Below are 16,089 nucleotides of genomic sequence, written 5' to 3'. Positions count from 1 at the left end.
AATTCTGCCTTTATTATCTTTATTCAATAGGTTATTGACTCAATGCATCGGCAACTGCTTTAAAGCGGGCAAATTTATCACGTAAATGTTGATACCCAACGGCGTTTGGTTGGTAAGTGGTGATTTTAGGGGTACTTGCTGCAATGGCGACATCAAAACCTGAGTAGTAACCTGTTCCGACTGCGGCACAAAGTGCAGCGGCTTGGCAACCTGATTGCTGCACGTTGACGACATCTAACGGCAAGTTACTGGCATCACAGAACATTTGCATCCACAATGGTGACTGTGTTGGGCCACCCGTGAAGCGAATAGATTCAGTTGTATTATCAAGGCCAACAATACGGTCTTGGTGCAATAAATGTGAAAATACAATCCCTTGATAGATAGCATAAACAATATCGGCATCCGTATGGTGTGAACTTAATCCGAGTAGACCACCGTGCAAATTACTGTGGTAGTTAGAACCGTACAGCCAAGGGAAAAATAGAATATCGTTTGGCCGCGTTGCCCCTTCAGCCACACAGTGATTCAGTACATCATAATCTTGCAAACGTTGATTGAAGAAGTGACGAGTGAACCACGCGAGGTTACTGGCGGAAGTCGGGCTGCCTTCGTGGACAAAATAGGTACCTGGAATACAGTATTTACTCCATACGTATGGGTAATCTGAAGGCACGATTTCATCGAAGACACGTGTTGAAATGGTCCAAGTTCCGGCTACGGCGCTGAGTTTATCTTTTTGACTCACCCCTGACGCCAACGCTGCACCCACGACATCAAAGAAGCCACCAAATACAGGGGTTCCTTCCACAAGCCCAGATTCTACAGCAGCTTTGTGGGTTACCGTTCCTGCTAATTGCGCTGAGTTAATTACTGGGGCCAGCTTGTCATTTGCTTCATCAATACCAAATAGTTGGCATAATTTAGGATCATAGCTCGACAGGGTTTGGTTAAATAATTGGCTACCAGAAATATTGGTTTCTTCGCAGGCAATTTGGTCGGTTAGACGGTAGCGGATGTAATCGTGGACCATCAAAACATGCTGAGTATCACGATAATTATCAGGCTCGTATTGTTTTAACCAGCGTAGTAGGGCCACAGGATGAGAAGCCCATAATTGCTGTAAACTCAATGGATAAGCTTTATCCGCAGTGCCGTCTTGGTGCCATTCATCAACAATAGATTGAGCGCGTGAATCAGATGACACAATCCCATTTCTAACCGGTTTTCCTTGGCTATTGAGCAAATACAGCCCTTTGCCGTGAGAAGAAAAGCTGACACCGGAAATTTGGGCGGGACTGAGTTGGCTATTTTGAATCGCTTGGCGAATCACACTGCAAGCCGCTTCCCACAGCATCTCCATATTACGTTCACTAAAACCTGCTTGTGGACTCTCAGTGGGAAAAGAATGTTCAGCAACGGTAATTTCTTGGCCTTCTGCGGTGTAGATACCCGCTTTAATGACGGTACCACCAAGGTCAACACCCATAAAAAATGCATTCATTATCGGCTCCTTTAGGCGTTGTACCAGCCTGCTTGTTGCATTTTGTCTTCCATCCAATGACGGGCTTTGATAATTTCAATCAGCGGCTCATCGGCTTTTTCTGTCCACATTTCAATCAGGAAGGAACCGCGGTAATTTAAACGTTTTAATAATTTGAATAAATTAACAAAATCTACGCAGCCTTCGCCGAAAGGCACATCACGAAATTGGCCTTTGCAGGTTTCGGTCACTGCATACGTATCTTTTAAGTGAATCGCTGCGACGTGTTCAATTCCTTGGGTGAATTCTTTTTCGACATCATTACCCCACGCGGTTAAGTTACCGACATCAGGATACACACTGAACCAAGGTGAGCGAATCTTATCGGAAAGCGTTTGCCATTTGCTAATGGAATTCATAAAAGGCGTATCCATGATTTCCACTGCACACATCACTTGAGAAGCGGCTGCAATTTCACTGACCCATTGCATGCCTTTTTCGAAATTAGCAATCGTTTCGGCATCTTGCTCTTCATAGTAAACGTCATAACCCGCAAGCTGTATAGTACGAATACCTAAGTCTTGAGCGAGCTTAATGGCTTTTTCCATTAAGGTATAGGCCATCATACGGGTGGCTTCATCATGGCTACCGAAAGGAAAGCGGCGATGGCCGGATAAACACATACTTGGAATGCGAATGCCTGTTTCTTGAATGGCGCTAACAACTTCCAGGCGTTCTGCGGTGCTCCAGTCTAACCGAGCTAAACGCTCGTCAGTTTCATCTACTGAAATTTCTACAAAATCGTAACCCGCAGATTTTGCGATAACTAATTTTTCTAACCAACTGCTGTTTTTCGGTAATGCTTTTTCATAAATACCAATTGGATGCTTGCGCATGGTTTTCCCCTTGAAAAATTAACTTTGTGTCGATGCTTTATTAAGGCGTTGGTTGCGGTTCATCGCACGTTTAGCACTCCATTTTTCTTTGAAGAACTTGAATGCTAATGCCAAGATGAGCGTGATCCCCCAAACAGCGAGGTTAAAGTGCAGGCTCACGCCTAGCAGGCTTAAACCTGTCGCAATGACCTGTAAAACCAATAAGGCACAGAACACTCGGCTAACCTTACCAACCCCCCCAAATGGGTTAGTTCCACCTAATACGATGGCAAGAATGGTGAGCAGTAAATAGGAATCTCCGTAGCCCATACGTGCAGAGTTAAAGCGAGCCATCATGATTAGCCCAGCTAACACACATAACAGACTAGAAATGGTGTATATCGCAATCATGACACGGTCGGTACGAATACCGCTGAACCACGTTGCATTGATATTACTGCCACTCATATAGATATTTTTACCTAGCCGAGTACAGCCTAGAAAAAGCGCTAAGAGAATTGCGGTAACGATGAAAATAATCATCGCGATTGGCACCCCAAGCACGGTATCGGAACCAATGGCACGAACAATGGGCGGCATGCCACTCAGTGCCGCTCCTTTGGTGAGGTAAACACCAATACCGCTGATAATCGTCATGGTGCCGAGAGTGACTAGAATAGGGTGTGCCCCGATGTGGGAGATCATCAGTCCCGTTAAGCTACCAATAATGACCGCAATTACGGTTGCGCCAATTAATGCGAAGACTAACCACATCAGCTGTGTACCCGTTCCTGCATCCACCGGAAGGTAATTGATAAACACCCAAGCCATAAACAGGCCGGTTAAGTTAGCGGTACTAATAATTGCAAGGTTTAAGCCGCCACTTAACATAGGTACAAACATGGCAAAGGTAAGTAAGCCCAATTCAGGTAACTGAAAAGTGATACTTAAAAACGTGTTTTGGGTAAAAAAGTGACCTGGCATGGCAATACTAAATGCGGCGATAGCCAGAACAAAGATTGAAAGCAGTCCGATAACAGAGCCATCAATTTTAAAAAAAGCATTTTTTTTCATGGTGATATTCCTGTTAAACAAAACCTACGTCCGTCTCTTTACGTTTTTTGTAGTGAGTAATACAAATCGCAATGAGAATAACCAGCCCAATGACGATATTGACGAAGTAGTTTGAAACACCAATCAGGTTTAGGCCGTTTTTCAAGATACCAATCAGGAAAACGCCCATTAGTGTACCTATCACAGAGCCTCGTCCGCCGGATAAACTGGCGCCACCTAATACAGCTGCAGCAAGCACATCCAGCTCTCCGCCCACAAGGGCACTCGGTACCACTTCGCTCATTCGGTAGGTTTGCAACATGCCGCCAATCGCCGCCATTGCACCAAGGTAGCCATAGGCAAACAAGTAAATCACTGAAACACGGATACCAATACGAGATGCAGATTCTTGACTTCCGCCTACAGCGTATAACTGACGGCCGATGTGGGTTTTATTCATCAAAATCCACGTTAAGAAGGCAATGCCAAGCATCACAATTAACGGCAAGCCAACTTGGTAATATTCGCCATCCACTTCAAAAGGCAAGATAGTCACAGGGTCAACCCACCAATCAGGCAAGTCATAAATACTGTGCCCATTGGTTAACCACATCAGCATCCCAAACAGCAGTGATTGCATACTAATGGTGATAATGATCGACACAACATTCAGCGAATAAATTAAAATGGCATTGATTAATCCAAAGGCGATACCGATGATAATCGCTAATGTGATACTGACCGCAGGGCTTGCAATAAAACCTTGTAATAACCAAGTCGCAATCACGTATTGCACTACGGAAGCCACAGCAGCAAACGAAATATCAATGCCCCCAGTGACAAGAACCACAAATAAGCCCAAGGCGAAAATACCCGTCACCGCATAGCTTTCACTGAGGTCGAGTAAATTTTGAATAGTCAGAAATTGCGGGCTCATCAATGTGAAGAACACCACCATGATAAGAATGACCCAAGTCAGCCAGCCTTCGACAGATTGTGGTCGTAATTTTTGCCAATTAGCCATTGATGATTTCCTCCAATTGTTGCTCATTGATGGAATCTGTCACAATTTCTTTGACGATAGAGCCTTGTTTCATATGTAAAATTCTGTCGCAATTGTAATAAGCTTCGGAGGCTTCATCGGTAATTAATAAAATAGAGATACCGACACCTGACAAACGGTGAATGAGTTTGTAAATACTGTCTTTTGCACCGATATCGACGCCAACGGTTGGCGAATCTAAAATCAGTACTTTAGGGCGTGTTAAAATCCATTTGGCAAGTACCACTTTTTGCTGGTTACCGCCTGAAAGTGTTGAAAGGGCGTTATTTGGGTCGGTGACTTTAATATCTAAGTCGGCTATCCACTCTTGTACGATGTCTTGGCACTGTTTTTCATCGATTAAATGCCATGGTGTTTTGAGTCGATCAAGAATCGAAATCACCATATTGTCTGCGATGGATTGCTGTAAGATAGCGCCTAAAGTCAGGCGGTCTTCAGATACATAACCAATACCACGCTTAATAGCGTCGGTGTTATTTTTTAACTTAACAGGCTTGCCTTCGATGAATAATTCGCCGCTGTCTGGATGGGTAATGCCAAACAACGATAGCGCTAATTCGGTGCGGCCTGAACCAAGCAAACCACATAAACCTAATACTTCGCCGCGTTTTAAATTTAAGTTGATATCACGATATTGCCCAGCTCGACTGAGGTTTTTTATCTCGAGTACAGTGCGTCGGTCTTCCGCGTTATTTGGTGGCTTACGTTCATGGACAATGTCTAAGCCAGTCATTAATTCAGTAATTTTGCGTGTAGTTAAGCCTTCAGCAGGCCATGTCCCAATTTTTTGACCATCACGGATCACGGTGATGCGGTCAGAGATCTCTTTGACTTCTTCTAGTCGATGACTCACAAAAACAACGGTAATTCCCTTATCTTTTAGGTAATTAACTGTTGAGAGTAGTTGGTTGACTTCTGTACGGGTCAATGAAGCTGTTGGTTCATCCATAATCACCAGACGTGCATCGGCGACTAAAGCTCGGCAGATAGCAACTTGTTGGCGTTGAGCAATGGGTAAGAATTGTACCGGTGTGTCAGGGTCAATGGTGAAAGCCAACTCATTGAGGATTTCTAACGCTTTTTCGCGCAGTTGTTTTTTGCGAAACCAGCCAAAATAGCCTTTGAGATTCAGCTCAAAAGCGATATTTTCGGCAACGGTTAAATTTGGAAATAACGACAAATCTTGGTAGATAACTTGTACACCTAATTCACGGGCTTTATCTGGCGTCAGCCGATGATAGCTTTTTCCATCAATTTCAATTTTGCTACCGTCATCAGGGGCATAGACACCACTGATGGTTTTAATTAATGTGCTTTTCCCACACCCATTGGTGCCTGCTAAACAGTGCACTTCACCTTTGTTGAGCGTCAAATCGATATTGCGTAATGCACGGTGACCACCGAAGCTTTTGGAAAGGTCTCGCAAGGTAATGAGTGGATCGGATTTGTCAGCTTTTGAGGTGCTTGTCATAAGTACAATTCCTACTGCAAATAAATTGGTGTTGGCTTGTTCGTGATGAGTTCGAGCTGCTGTGTTAGTACAGGCAACTCGAACTCAAAGAACATAAAATTTAATATATTGATAAATATTGTATTTTTGTTGTGAATGTTATTTTAACAGGGTGAAATTACAGACCGACTTCGACTAATTTTTTAGTATTTTCAATATTCAAATTAACGGGGTTATCACTCAAAATGGTGTTACCACTGACTTTGATTTCACCCATATCACCAATAGACACGCCATCTTTAATTTCTTCACCATTCATCATGGCAGTCGCAACCTGTACAAATACTTGTCCTGCGACTTTTGGATTGGAAATATAGCCGCCATCAATTGCACCTTTTTCCAGTAATTTGATGCCTTGGCCTGGCGTAAATGTCCCGAATACACAGGTTTCATCATTTTTGCGGCGTTTATCAATGGCACGGCCTGCACCGATAGGGCCTTGTGAACCAAATGACATGATGCCTTTTAAGTCTTTGTGTTTAGATAATAAATCATTGGCTGTGCGCATTGAGTCATCAACGGATTCGGCAACACCAAAGCGGTCATCGACCATTTGCATTTTCGGGTAATTTGCTTTTTGGTAAGCAATTGCCGCGTCGGCCCATTCGTTCACTAATGGTACTGTCAGGCTTCCCACAAACATGGCATATTTGCCTTCTTCGCCCATGCATGCCGCCATATCTCTCATATGGTTAGCCCCCATACTTTGGGTATCAAGTAATTCAAAGTCCCAATCTGCATTTTTTTGGTTTGGTGATTCGTGGGTAATGACTTTAATTCCAGCGTCTTGAGCTCGCTTTAATACAGGTTCAAGAACTTTAGCGTCGTTAGGGACAACGCCAATGACATCTACTTTTTTGGCGATTAAATCTTCGATAGCACGAACTTGTTCTGCAGGGTCAGCGGTTGTTGGGCCAACTTGGAAGGCGTTTACTCCCAGTTTTTTGCCTTCTTCAGTAATACCTTGTTCCATAACATTAAACCAAGGAATACCACCGACTTTCACGACGACACCCATGGTAAAGGGCTTTTGTGCTTTTTGTGATTCAGCCATCGCGACATTTGAAAATAGTGCAACGCTCATTAAACAAGGTAAAACTAGCTTCTTCATGTTCATAGTTGTATTCCTTAGTGTAGATGGATACTAAATCAAGAATTTTCATTTTTAGAAATAATGAATTTCTCATATTTAGATATGCCTATAATTAAGTGCTAGGAATTATGAGTAAATAATATCCCTGCACTTATTTAATACAGAAAATAAAATGGAACTTATTATTTTTACTTACATTACAGCTATATAATTTTTATTTTTATAAATTATTTGTCACACTCGATAATTTTAAGATTAGAGAATTGTTTTTGAAAATTATTATCATTTAGTTTGTTTGTAATTAATACGTCAATATCATCAAATGTACAAACCTGACTAAATGCATACTTTCCTAATTTACTATTATCCGCGAGCAAAACTTTATTTTCAGAAACCTGTAACATAATATTTTTTAATTTTGAGTTTATTTCACTGCCATCGCGAATACCATTTTCGATATTGAATCCTTGGCATGAAAGAAATAAGGTTTTTATCTGAAAGCTACGAATAATACTTTCTGCAATTGGGCCATGAAAATCATCATGACGTTCTGAATATTCCCCACCAATACCAATAACACGAACTCGGTCACGGCAGGCCAACGCTTGGATAATTTTGACCGAGTTTGTCACCACGGTGATGTCGATATCGGGTATTTGCCGCGCTAGAAACCAGCAAGTACTGCTGTTATCTAGCATAATACAGTCACCAGGCTGGATTAATTTTAGTGCAGCCTTCGAAATTTTCATTTTGGCATCAGGATGCTCTTCAGTTCTTTTACGAAAAGACTCTGCGCCATCAACCATTTGACTGAGTTTGACCGAAGATGGCATAACATTCACCATCGGCATTTCTTCTTGGTCGATGGCCACCGCGCCTCCAAAGCTACGGATGATCCTATTTTCTCGCTCAAGAGTCGTTAAATCGCGACGAATAGTTTCTTGAGACACGAGACATAATTGGGCTAAATCACGTACCAACGCCGAACCATTCTGCGAAACATGAGAACATATTAATTTATGGCGTTCGGCTTGTAACATATTTAGCTCCTATTATTTCCATGGTATTCATTCTGCCCGTGTTGCTTTTTTTTTGTCGTGATTGGATTCAAGTAATCTCTTTTTGAAAAAAACAAAGCCGATTAAAGTGACTTTGATCTTCATTTTATGAATTTAATATAATTTTATTACATAATAATTAGACTCATATCACTATATTGGCGGTGTCTTTTTGTTTTTCTCACAATAAACAAAAAATATTGGGCTAACTCGGTCAATTAACCACATCTTGGTGGTGACTTTATTTGACTGATCGTGACCGATTATGCCCGTATTGGGCTGTTTTGTTGCGAATTTGTAAAGTGAGGTGCTTTTTAAATGGCCTAAATCTGTTTACCTTAATAGGTAGATATAGGTTATCAACACACAAAAAACATCACCATAATAAATTTTTGTTGTTGATATTAAAGCATATTTTAGCAAGCTAGGGAGTTGTTATGTTAGAACAATTGAAACAACAGGTTTTTGAAGCGAATCTCGCCTTACCCAAACATAACCTAGTAACTTTTACTTGGGGTAATGTGAGTGGTATTGACCGTGAAGCTGGGTTAATGGTGATAAAACCTTCTGGCGTTGACTATGAAACCATGAAAGCAGAGGACATGGTGGTGGTCTCGTTGGAAAGTGGAGAGGTGGTAGAAGGGAAATATCGCCCTTCTTCAGATACTGACACGCATTTGGCGCTGTACCAAGCATTCCCTGAAATTGGCGGTATTGTTCATACTCACTCCCGTCATGCCACTATTTGGGCTCAAGCAGGGCAGCCATTGAGTGCCTTAGGGACAACCCACGCTGATTATTTCTATGGTGAAATTCCTTGTACCCGTAAAATGACAGAAAGTGAAATTGAAGGGGAATATGAAAGAGAAACAGGCCATGTGATCATCGAAACCTTCAAGGAAAAAGGGCTGTCAGCAAAAGATATTCCAGCGGTATTAGTGAATAGCCATGGCCCATTTGCTTGGGGAACAAGCCCCGATAATGCAGTGCATAATGCCGTGGTATTAGAAGAAATTGCCTATATGAATTTATTTACCCGTCAATTAAGTTCACAAATAGGTTCAATGCAACAAGTATTATTAGATAAACATTATTTACGTAAACACGGTAAAAATGCGTATTACGGGCAAAAATAAAGCAGTTAAAAATTTATTGAATAAAACTGGCGAATAAAAGTAATTATTGATTTTATAACCAATAACGGATTTTTTCGTCAATAAAATAGCCACAATAAATAGGCTATGTGGCTATTTTACTATTTATTAAATACAGCCATCACTCAGGTTTATTTTATTAAGCCTGTGGTTGTTTATATAACAAGTGAATTTATTTAAACTAAGTATATTTCTCTAAGTTGCTTAATATCATTATTTGTGAATTTAAGTTCATTTTTAATATAGTTTTCTACAGAGCCGGATATTTCTTCCATCGTATTAAATACCTCTATAATAAATGATTCTTGAGTATCAATCAGTGAAAGTAAATAATCCAGTACATTTTTGTCTTGAGTTATTTTCCGATATCCTGCCATTTTAATTTCGTTACGTTCAAGCCGGTTAAAATGGGTGAGCATATAGTCCTGCACAATGGTTTCTTTCGGAACACCTAACATGGAAAGTACCAGTAATGCGCCATAACCGGTTCGATCTTTTCCGCCGCGGCAATGCTGAATATTTGGGGCATTATGACTATCTAATAAGACTTCTATCATTTGCTTAAAGGCGGATTTTGACTTATCACTCACTACAAATTGGCGATATTGTTCTAATATTTGTAACCCATCGCCGTTAATCATCTCTTTCGGAATATGCTGGATAACACTTTCGATTAACGCTTTATCTTCATTATCTGGTGATGCGGCAAATTGTGCTGCTAATTCAGCAGTTTGAGCCGTTGCATCAAGATGGTAGGTTTTCTTTTCACCAACATGGCAATTGGGCGATTTATTAATTTCATTTTGAGTACGATAATCGATAATGCTGTTAATCCCTAGAAGGGAAATATAATTTACCGCTTGTTCATTCAAATTAAATAGATGGTTGGAACGGTATAACATTCCCCATTTCACCTGTTTTCCGTCTGTTGTGGTATAACCCCCAAAATCACGGAAGTTATTTAATCCCTCAATAGGTAATGTTCTTTCAGCGAATAATTTACGTCCATTGGCATTTTGTAAAATAAAATAGATGCGTTGTTTAGCATTTAATGGGTCTTGAACTGTAATGGTATTCTCTAATTTATCTGTAATGAAATTCTCAGGATAAACCTGAGTATCAGGTTTATCCGTCCAATATAATGCCAGAGGAGAGGATGGAATTTCACTAAACTTTATTTCGAGTGTTGATTCATTCACTCTGTTGACTTCGATTTCCATATATTTCCCTTTATCATCCTAAAATTCCGAACACGGAACAAACAACACCTAAAACCATAATGGCAACAATGAGTGCAACGGTATGTTTTCCTTGAAATTTACGAACAAGGAAGAAAATACCGAGTGCAAAGAGAAGGGTGAGTAAGTTAGGTATTACCTTGTCAAACATCTCTTGTACTTTGATAGATTGTTCACCGACGGCGATGGTTAGCGGAGTGGAAAGCTTGACGGTCGTCGCTATCAAGGAACCTAGGACCATGACCCCGACAACGTTCGCTATATTAGTAATTCGCTGAATAATATTTGATTTTTTCGATTGCTCGATTAAATCAACGCCTTTGTTATAGCCATAATGAATAAAGAAATATTTGGTACCGATATTGACGATATTAAACAGAATAAACATTAATATAGGGCCGATAATATTACCTTGCAGCGCAAATGCGGCTCCGATGCTGCCGCAAATGGGCAGCCATGTAAATTTTAATAAGCTATCACCAAGACCTGCAAATGGCCCCATCAAACCAGCTTTTACAGAAATGACTGCCTCTTTTTCTTCTTCTGTTGTTTTTTCTTCTAATGCTGCGGTGACACCGAGAATTAATGCACCTGCGTTAATTTGTGTATTAAAAAACTCGAAGTGGCGTTGCATGGCTTTAATACGTGTTTCTTGATCTGCTTTTTCATAAAGTTTATCGAGAACGGGTACCATACAATGAGCAAAACCAATTGTTTGCAGTTTTTCGTAGTTGTATGAGAATGACATGGTTTGAATTCGCCAAAACATACCATTAAGCTCTTTTTTCGTGAGTTTTTTATTTTCAGAGGTGGTTATTTCACTCATAGGTCATACTCCTCTTCTTCATTTTTATGGGAAGTTGGTGCTGTTTTTTCTTCTGGTGTTTGGCGCAAGCTGTTGGCAAATGCCATGTCATAAAGCACAGCAAATGCCAGAGCGATAAAAGTAATTGGGATAATTGGTAGTTTTAAATAGGTTGTGAGCATAAAACCGAGCAGAAAGAAAAACCACATTCTGCCTTTAAGTAACATGAGTAACAGAATACAGATACCGACAGCAGGGATTAGTTTAGATGCGACACCCATACCGGTAAGAATACTTTCAGGTACGGCATTTAATATGCTATTGACTAAGTCACTACCAAAATAAACCGCAATAAAGCAGGGAATGGCACGAATAAAAAACCACAGTGGCGTCGAGAAATAATGCACTTTTGTTAGGCCACTGTAGTTGCCATCAAGAATGGATTTACTGGCCCAGACATTTAAAAAACTAGCAAAAGAACGCCAGATAATCAGTAATTGCTGACATAGAATAGAGACTGGTACGGCAAGGGCGATACCCGCTGCAATTCCGCCATTGGAAGCAATACCGAGCGCAACTCCAATAATTGAACCGGCGATAATATCGGGTGCAGAATAAGCACCAACATTACCAATTCCCATCCACATTAATTCTAATGTGGCACTAATGGCTAACCCTTGCACCATATCGCCCATGATAATACCGGCCACAGTACCGGTGAGTAATGGGCGTCTTAGCATTTGCGGACCGACATCATCCAATGAGCAAATACCTGCCCAAATCGCAATTAAAATGGCCTCTACCAACATAATAGGCTCCTCACTTATTGAGTGAAAATAAGTATGATTAGATGAATTAATTGAGTAATGTTTTTAATTCAACAATGGGATCTTTAGGAACCATTTGAATTTCAACAGTAACGTTATTGTTGATGAGCGACCTAAAGGCTTGTTCTTCATCCGGTGTCACAGCAACCGCACGAGATAAATTACGACGGCCTTCTTGCATGCGCATTCCGCCGACATTCAGTTTTTCCAATTTTAAGCCACTTTCGACGAGCCTATTCACATCAATACTGTTAGTAAACAGCAACATAGTGCGGCGTTTAATTTCTGCTTTTTTTAAGACTTCAATGAATTTATCGACACCAAAAACGACGACTTTTAGATCTGGTGGCGCCGCCATAGTAAGAACGGATTGTTGAACAGTATCATTGGCAACTTTGTCGTTGACGATAATCACCTGCTCAATATCAAAATTTTTAACCCAAGTAGTAATAACTTGGCCGTGGATAAGTCTGTCATCAATTCGAGCAACGTTAATTGGCATGGGATTCTCCTAAAGTTCGCTATCGTTTTGTGCTAATGGCTTAAGTTGTTCACCGACATTAATGCAACTGTCAGGGAATACATCATTAATGACTTGATGAAGTTCATGTAAAGGTAGGTCTCGGTTGCTGAGTATTTCGAGAAAAGTCGGAACGTTGATTCCGCAGTACAGCACGACATCATTTTGAGTAATAACGAGCTCACTGGCTAAATTGCAAGGAGAACCGCCTAATAAATCGACCAAAATTAAAACGCCATTGCCTTTATTAACATGCTGATATGTTTCAAATAAATGTTTTTTTACCTCATTAATATTGCTTTCTCTTTGAATCGAAATCACGCTGATATTTTCTTGCGAGCCGATCAGCATTTCAGCACATTCCAGTAATCCTTGTGCAAAAGGCCCATGGCTAGCCAGTATGATAGGTATTTGAGAGCTCATTTTTTCCCCTTGTATTTATCTTTTTTATTTTAGTAATAAAATTACTTTTATATATTTATTTTAAAGTAACAATATCACAAAAAATAGGAATGAAAAGAGGGAGCTCCCTAGAAAGGGTCATTTTTGTGAGCAAGATCGAAGTGGCTACTCAGAGCCACATAGGCGATATTAAGAAGGAGAAAGCTGATCAGTTATTGCTATTTAGACGAGTAAAGCGTTCCGCACGAGTGTTAATTTGTTTTTGAATTCTTTCATCATACTGTTTGATAAATAAGTTAGTAATCAACATATTAATTACAGTGAGTTGGGATATTTTTGAGCGAATGGGGATGATCCTTGAAATATTTTCAGTCGATATTGTATGCAAGATAGTCTCAGCTAAGGTTGATACTGAACTTTGTCCCATTTTTGTGATAGCAATGGTCGGAACTTTCAATTCTCTGGCAAGAGTGAGTAGCTTGATACATTCGTGGTTTTCACCGGAATGAGATATGACAATGACAAGATCGTTCTGATCTAACGTATTCACGATACTAAATTGAATGCTGTAATCAAGGTGACAATTAACATCTTTTTTTATTTTAATTAATTGATATTCAAATTCTTTTGCAACTAATCCACTACTACCAGCACCATAAATTACAATTTTTTTACTCTTGCTAATTAACTCATTTGCTTGCTTAAAGGCATTTAAATTAACCAAAGCACAAGTTTCTTCTATGGATGATTTTTCAATCAGTCCTACTTTGTGATTAACGGTTTCCATCGAGTCATTAATATCAATATCTTCTTGTAATAGGGTGCCGTAAGATTTGTGATTAATCGATGAAATTAAATCAATTTTTAGGTCACTAAAACCTTGGTAGCCTAACTTATGACACAGGCGCAAAATAGTGGTGGTACTGACCTTATTTTCTTGGGCAAGGGATTGAATGCTAATACTTTGCATGTTTTTCTTATTAGCAATAATGTACTCAGCGACTTGTTTTTCTTTGGTGGAAAGGCTGTCTCTGGCCTCTCTAAGTTTTAGGTCTATCATTATTTATCCTGCTAATAAATTAAAATTTGCCATCAAGAAACGGATCCTACCATATCCTAAAAATAGGGAAATGGTGACTTTTCTTTATTGGGTTCATGTCACGATAAATGAATTTATGGCTCAGGATAGAAAGTCAGGTCTGTAGGGAAAATTAATAAATATAAGTAGTTAGTTATATCCCTATTGCTTAACGATGGCCTAAGCAATAGGGAATAGTTTGTTTTTAAAGTGTGACGCCCATTTTGAAAATTGCTAATTCACGAAAGTCATTGATTTCATTTTTGGTGTGCTCACCATTAACGGTTTTCACAACAAGCTGAATGAAGTCATCTAATAACTGATCCATAGATTTTCCTGTTAATAGGGCGCCCGCATTGAAGTCAATCCAATGGGGTTTTTTGGCGGCTAACTCATTATTAGTCGCAATTTTCATGGTGGGAACAAAGCCACCGTATGGTGTACCGCGACCGGTTGTAAATAACACCATATGACAGCCTGCTGCACCTAAGGCACTGGTCGCAATGGCATCATTACCCGGTGCACTTAACAAGTTGAACCCTGGGGTTGTCAGGCGCTCTCCGTATTTTAAAACATCCATTACTTGGCTAGTGCCTGCTTTTTGTGTGCAGCCGAGGGATTTTTCTTCGAGTGTCGAAATACCGCCTGCTTTATTCCCTGGAGATGGGTTTTCATAAATTGGCTGGTCATGGGCAATAAAATATTGTTTGAAGTCATTGATCATATTGACCGTTTTCTCAAACGTCGGTTCATCATGGCAGTGGTTCATTAGAATTTGTTCCGCGCCAAACATTTCAGGGACTTCCGTTAACACCGTGGTTCCGTTATGGCTGACTAAAAAATCAGAAAAACAGCCCAACAGTGGGTTAGCGGTGATGCCTGAAAGCCCATCAGATCCACCACATTCAAGGCCAAATTTCACTTCACTCAGTTTGCCTGCTTCACGTTTGTCCTGCTGTACGAATTGATAAAGCGTATTAAGGTGCTCGACACCGGCTTCAATTTCATCATCTAATTGTTGGCATACCATGAATTTTACACGTTCATCATCATAGTCACCTAATGTTTCTTTAAAGGCGGCTACTTGATTGTTTTCACAGCCTAAACCAATGACTAGAACACCACCTGCGTTAGGGTGCTTAACCATATCTTGTAAAATAGTACGCGTTGTTAAATGGTCATCACCGAGCTGGGAACATCCTAAAGTATGGTTATACAGATAAACGCCATCAATATCAGAAGCACCATGATGTTGTTTATTAAAGCGCTCGATCATTTTTCTAGCGAGTGCATTCACGCAGCCAACGGTTGGGATCACCCAAATTTCATTGCGGATCGCGACATCACCGTTTGCTCGACGATAGATTTGCACATCTGGATCCGGCCGTGTAGCGGTAATTATGTTGTGTTCAGGGTGGTATTCATATTCATTTAAGGCACTTAAATTAGTCGCTGTATTATGTGTATGAATATGCTCGCCAACGGTTATTTTCGTTGTTGCGTGGCCGATAGGCGCACCATACTTCATGACATTTTCACCCGCTTCAATCGTATCTAGGGCAATTTTATGGCCGCGACCGATGTCCTGCTTTAATGTCACGGATTGGCCATCAACGCTGACAGTATCACCCGAGAGTCTATCGATTAAGGTAATGGCGACATTGTCATTCGGATGTATTTTTATTATATCTTTTATCATATTGCATTCTCTGGGTTGAAAATCGGATTCAGTGCGATCGGCCACTTAGTGTCGATTTTTGGGTTGTCTAAATTTCAAACATTATACGATCCGGTTTATAACTTTTAAAGGTGTTATACCAATTTATTGTGATTTATTTATGGGAGCACTTCTATTTCACCCATCACCATAAAATTTCGTTATACTGTGAGGCATTAGTGGCCAATGAGTCGGGTTGTTATATGAAAGGAG

Annotated in this window: 15 protein-coding genes; 1 reads left to right on the top strand and 14 read right to left on the bottom strand. The window is 40.3% G+C overall.

Features of this window, described 5'->3' with window-relative positions; genetic code table 11:
- Positions 1-31 precede the first annotated feature (31 nt).
- From PR683_RS08565 to PR683_RS08535, 7 genes are all read right to left on the bottom strand, one after another.
- Complete coding sequence (locus PR683_RS08565) at positions 32-1,504, bottom strand: FGGY-family carbohydrate kinase (RefSeq protein ID WP_196719640.1); 1,473 nt, start codon at positions 1,502-1,504, stop codon at positions 32-34.
- An 11-nt stretch (positions 1,505-1,515) separates the two neighbouring features.
- Complete coding sequence (locus PR683_RS08560; protein WP_272581745.1) at positions 1,516-2,379, bottom strand: L-ribulose-5-phosphate 3-epimerase; 864 nt, start codon at positions 2,377-2,379, stop codon at positions 1,516-1,518.
- A gap of 18 nt (positions 2,380-2,397) precedes the next feature.
- Positions 2,398-3,432, bottom strand: coding sequence for an ABC transporter permease (locus tag PR683_RS08555; protein WP_004259206.1), 1,035 nt, complete (start codon positions 3,430-3,432; stop codon positions 2,398-2,400).
- A gap of 13 nt (positions 3,433-3,445) precedes the next feature.
- Positions 3,446-4,435, bottom strand: coding sequence for an ABC transporter permease (locus PR683_RS08550; RefSeq protein ID WP_004259203.1), 990 nt, complete (start codon positions 4,433-4,435; stop codon positions 3,446-3,448).
- The gene (locus PR683_RS08545; RefSeq protein ID WP_004907876.1) at positions 4,428-5,945 is read right to left on the bottom strand and encodes a sugar ABC transporter ATP-binding protein; all 1,518 of its coding nucleotides are present in this window, start codon (positions 5,943-5,945) and stop codon (positions 4,428-4,430) included. Before PR683_RS08545 ends, PR683_RS08550 begins: the two co-directional genes overlap by 8 nt.
- 157 nt (positions 5,946-6,102) lie before the next feature.
- The gene (locus PR683_RS08540) at positions 6,103-7,095 is read right to left on the bottom strand and encodes a substrate-binding domain-containing protein (RefSeq protein ID WP_036958239.1); all 993 of its coding nucleotides are present in this window, start codon (positions 7,093-7,095) and stop codon (positions 6,103-6,105) included.
- Between the two features lie 209 nt (positions 7,096-7,304).
- Positions 7,305-8,117, bottom strand: a complete 813-nt coding sequence (locus PR683_RS08535; protein WP_004907878.1) for a DeoR/GlpR family DNA-binding transcription regulator — start codon at positions 8,115-8,117, stop codon at positions 7,305-7,307.
- Positions 8,118-8,572: 455 nt separating this feature from the next.
- On the opposite strand from PR683_RS08535, the gene araD reads away from it, so the two are divergent.
- Positions 8,573-9,271 (top strand): L-ribulose-5-phosphate 4-epimerase, encoded by a 699-nt coding sequence (gene araD / locus PR683_RS08530; protein WP_004907879.1) that lies wholly within the window; start codon positions 8,573-8,575, stop codon positions 9,269-9,271.
- Between the two features lie 194 nt (positions 9,272-9,465).
- Here the strand turns inward: araD and PR683_RS08525 are convergent, their stop codons facing one another.
- The 7 genes from PR683_RS08525 to PR683_RS08495 all read right to left on the bottom strand — a co-directional run bounded on the left by PR683_RS08525 (position 9,466) and on the right by PR683_RS08495 (position 15,858).
- A complete protein-coding gene (locus PR683_RS08525; protein WP_196719641.1) occupies positions 9,466-10,509 on the bottom strand; it encodes a tyrosine-protein phosphatase in 1,044 nt (347 codons plus the stop codon).
- Positions 10,510-10,522: 13 nt separating this feature from the next.
- Positions 10,523-11,353: a PTS system mannose/fructose/sorbose family transporter subunit IID gene (locus PR683_RS08520; RefSeq protein WP_004907883.1), complete on the bottom strand. Its 831-nt coding sequence runs from the start codon at positions 11,351-11,353 to the stop codon at positions 10,523-10,525.
- On the bottom strand, positions 11,350-12,141 hold the full coding sequence (locus PR683_RS08515) for a PTS mannose/fructose/sorbose/N-acetylgalactosamine transporter subunit IIC (RefSeq protein WP_004907885.1): 792 nt from the start codon (positions 12,139-12,141) through the stop codon (positions 11,350-11,352). Before PR683_RS08515 ends, PR683_RS08520 begins: the two co-directional genes overlap by 4 nt.
- Before the next feature lie 46 nt (positions 12,142-12,187).
- Positions 12,188-12,661, bottom strand: a complete 474-nt coding sequence (locus tag PR683_RS08510; RefSeq protein ID WP_109912664.1) for a PTS system mannose/fructose/N-acetylgalactosamine-transporter subunit IIB — start codon at positions 12,659-12,661, stop codon at positions 12,188-12,190.
- Positions 12,662-12,670: 9 nt separating this feature from the next.
- The gene (locus PR683_RS08505; RefSeq protein ID WP_004907889.1) at positions 12,671-13,102 is read right to left on the bottom strand and encodes a PTS sugar transporter subunit IIA; all 432 of its coding nucleotides are present in this window, start codon (positions 13,100-13,102) and stop codon (positions 12,671-12,673) included.
- A 187-nt stretch (positions 13,103-13,289) separates the two neighbouring features.
- On the bottom strand, positions 13,290-14,141 hold the full coding sequence (locus PR683_RS08500; protein WP_109912662.1) for a MurR/RpiR family transcriptional regulator: 852 nt from the start codon (positions 14,139-14,141) through the stop codon (positions 13,290-13,292).
- A 223-nt stretch (positions 14,142-14,364) separates the two neighbouring features.
- Complete coding sequence (locus tag PR683_RS08495; RefSeq protein WP_004907892.1) at positions 14,365-15,858, bottom strand: UxaA family hydrolase; 1,494 nt, start codon at positions 15,856-15,858, stop codon at positions 14,365-14,367.
- Between the last annotated feature and the right edge of the window lie 231 nt (positions 15,859-16,089).

It is taken from the genome of Providencia sp. PROV269 (assembly GCF_028477785.1).
Taxonomy (GTDB): domain Bacteria; phylum Pseudomonadota; class Gammaproteobacteria; order Enterobacterales; family Enterobacteriaceae; genus Providencia; species Providencia rettgeri.
The sequence above is the reverse complement of the archived record's forward strand: the minus strand, read 5'-3'. Positions and strand labels throughout refer to the sequence as shown.

Excerpts from the sequence above, each read along its gene's own strand:
- PR683_RS08565 (WP_196719640.1), bottom strand. The coding sequence starts at position 1,504 with ATGAATGCATTTTTTATGGGTGTTGACCTTGGTGGTACCGTCATTAAA.
- PR683_RS08560 (WP_272581745.1), bottom strand. The coding sequence starts at position 2,379 with ATGCGCAAGCATCCAATTGGTATTTATGAAAAAGCATTACCGAAAAAC.
- PR683_RS08555 (WP_004259206.1), bottom strand. The coding sequence starts at position 3,432 with ATGAAAAAAAATGCTTTTTTTAAAATTGATGGCTCTGTTATCGGACTG.
- PR683_RS08550 (WP_004259203.1), bottom strand. The coding sequence starts at position 4,435 with ATGGCTAATTGGCAAAAATTACGACCACAATCTGTCGAAGGCTGGCTG.
- PR683_RS08545 (WP_004907876.1), bottom strand. The coding sequence starts at position 5,945 with ATGACAAGCACCTCAAAAGCTGACAAATCCGATCCACTCATTACCTTG.
- PR683_RS08540 (WP_036958239.1), bottom strand. The coding sequence starts at position 7,095 with ATGAAGAAGCTAGTTTTACCTTGTTTAATGAGCGTTGCACTATTTTCA.
- PR683_RS08535 (WP_004907878.1), bottom strand. The coding sequence starts at position 8,117 with ATGTTACAAGCCGAACGCCATAAATTAATATGTTCTCATGTTTCGCAG.
- araD (WP_004907879.1), top strand. The coding sequence starts at position 8,573 with ATGTTAGAACAATTGAAACAACAGGTTTTTGAAGCGAATCTCGCCTTA.
- PR683_RS08525 (WP_196719641.1), bottom strand. The coding sequence starts at position 10,509 with ATGGAAATCGAAGTCAACAGAGTGAATGAATCAACACTCGAAATAAAG.
- PR683_RS08520 (WP_004907883.1), bottom strand. The coding sequence starts at position 11,353 with ATGAGTGAAATAACCACCTCTGAAAATAAAAAACTCACGAAAAAAGAG.
- PR683_RS08515 (WP_004907885.1), bottom strand. The coding sequence starts at position 12,141 with ATGTTGGTAGAGGCCATTTTAATTGCGATTTGGGCAGGTATTTGCTCA.
- PR683_RS08510 (WP_109912664.1), bottom strand. The coding sequence starts at position 12,661 with ATGCCAATTAACGTTGCTCGAATTGATGACAGACTTATCCACGGCCAA.
- PR683_RS08505 (WP_004907889.1), bottom strand. The coding sequence starts at position 13,102 with ATGAGCTCTCAAATACCTATCATACTGGCTAGCCATGGGCCTTTTGCA.
- PR683_RS08500 (WP_109912662.1), bottom strand. The coding sequence starts at position 14,141 with ATGATAGACCTAAAACTTAGAGAGGCCAGAGACAGCCTTTCCACCAAA.
- PR683_RS08495 (WP_004907892.1), bottom strand. The coding sequence starts at position 15,858 with ATGATAAAAGATATAATAAAAATACATCCGAATGACAATGTCGCCATT.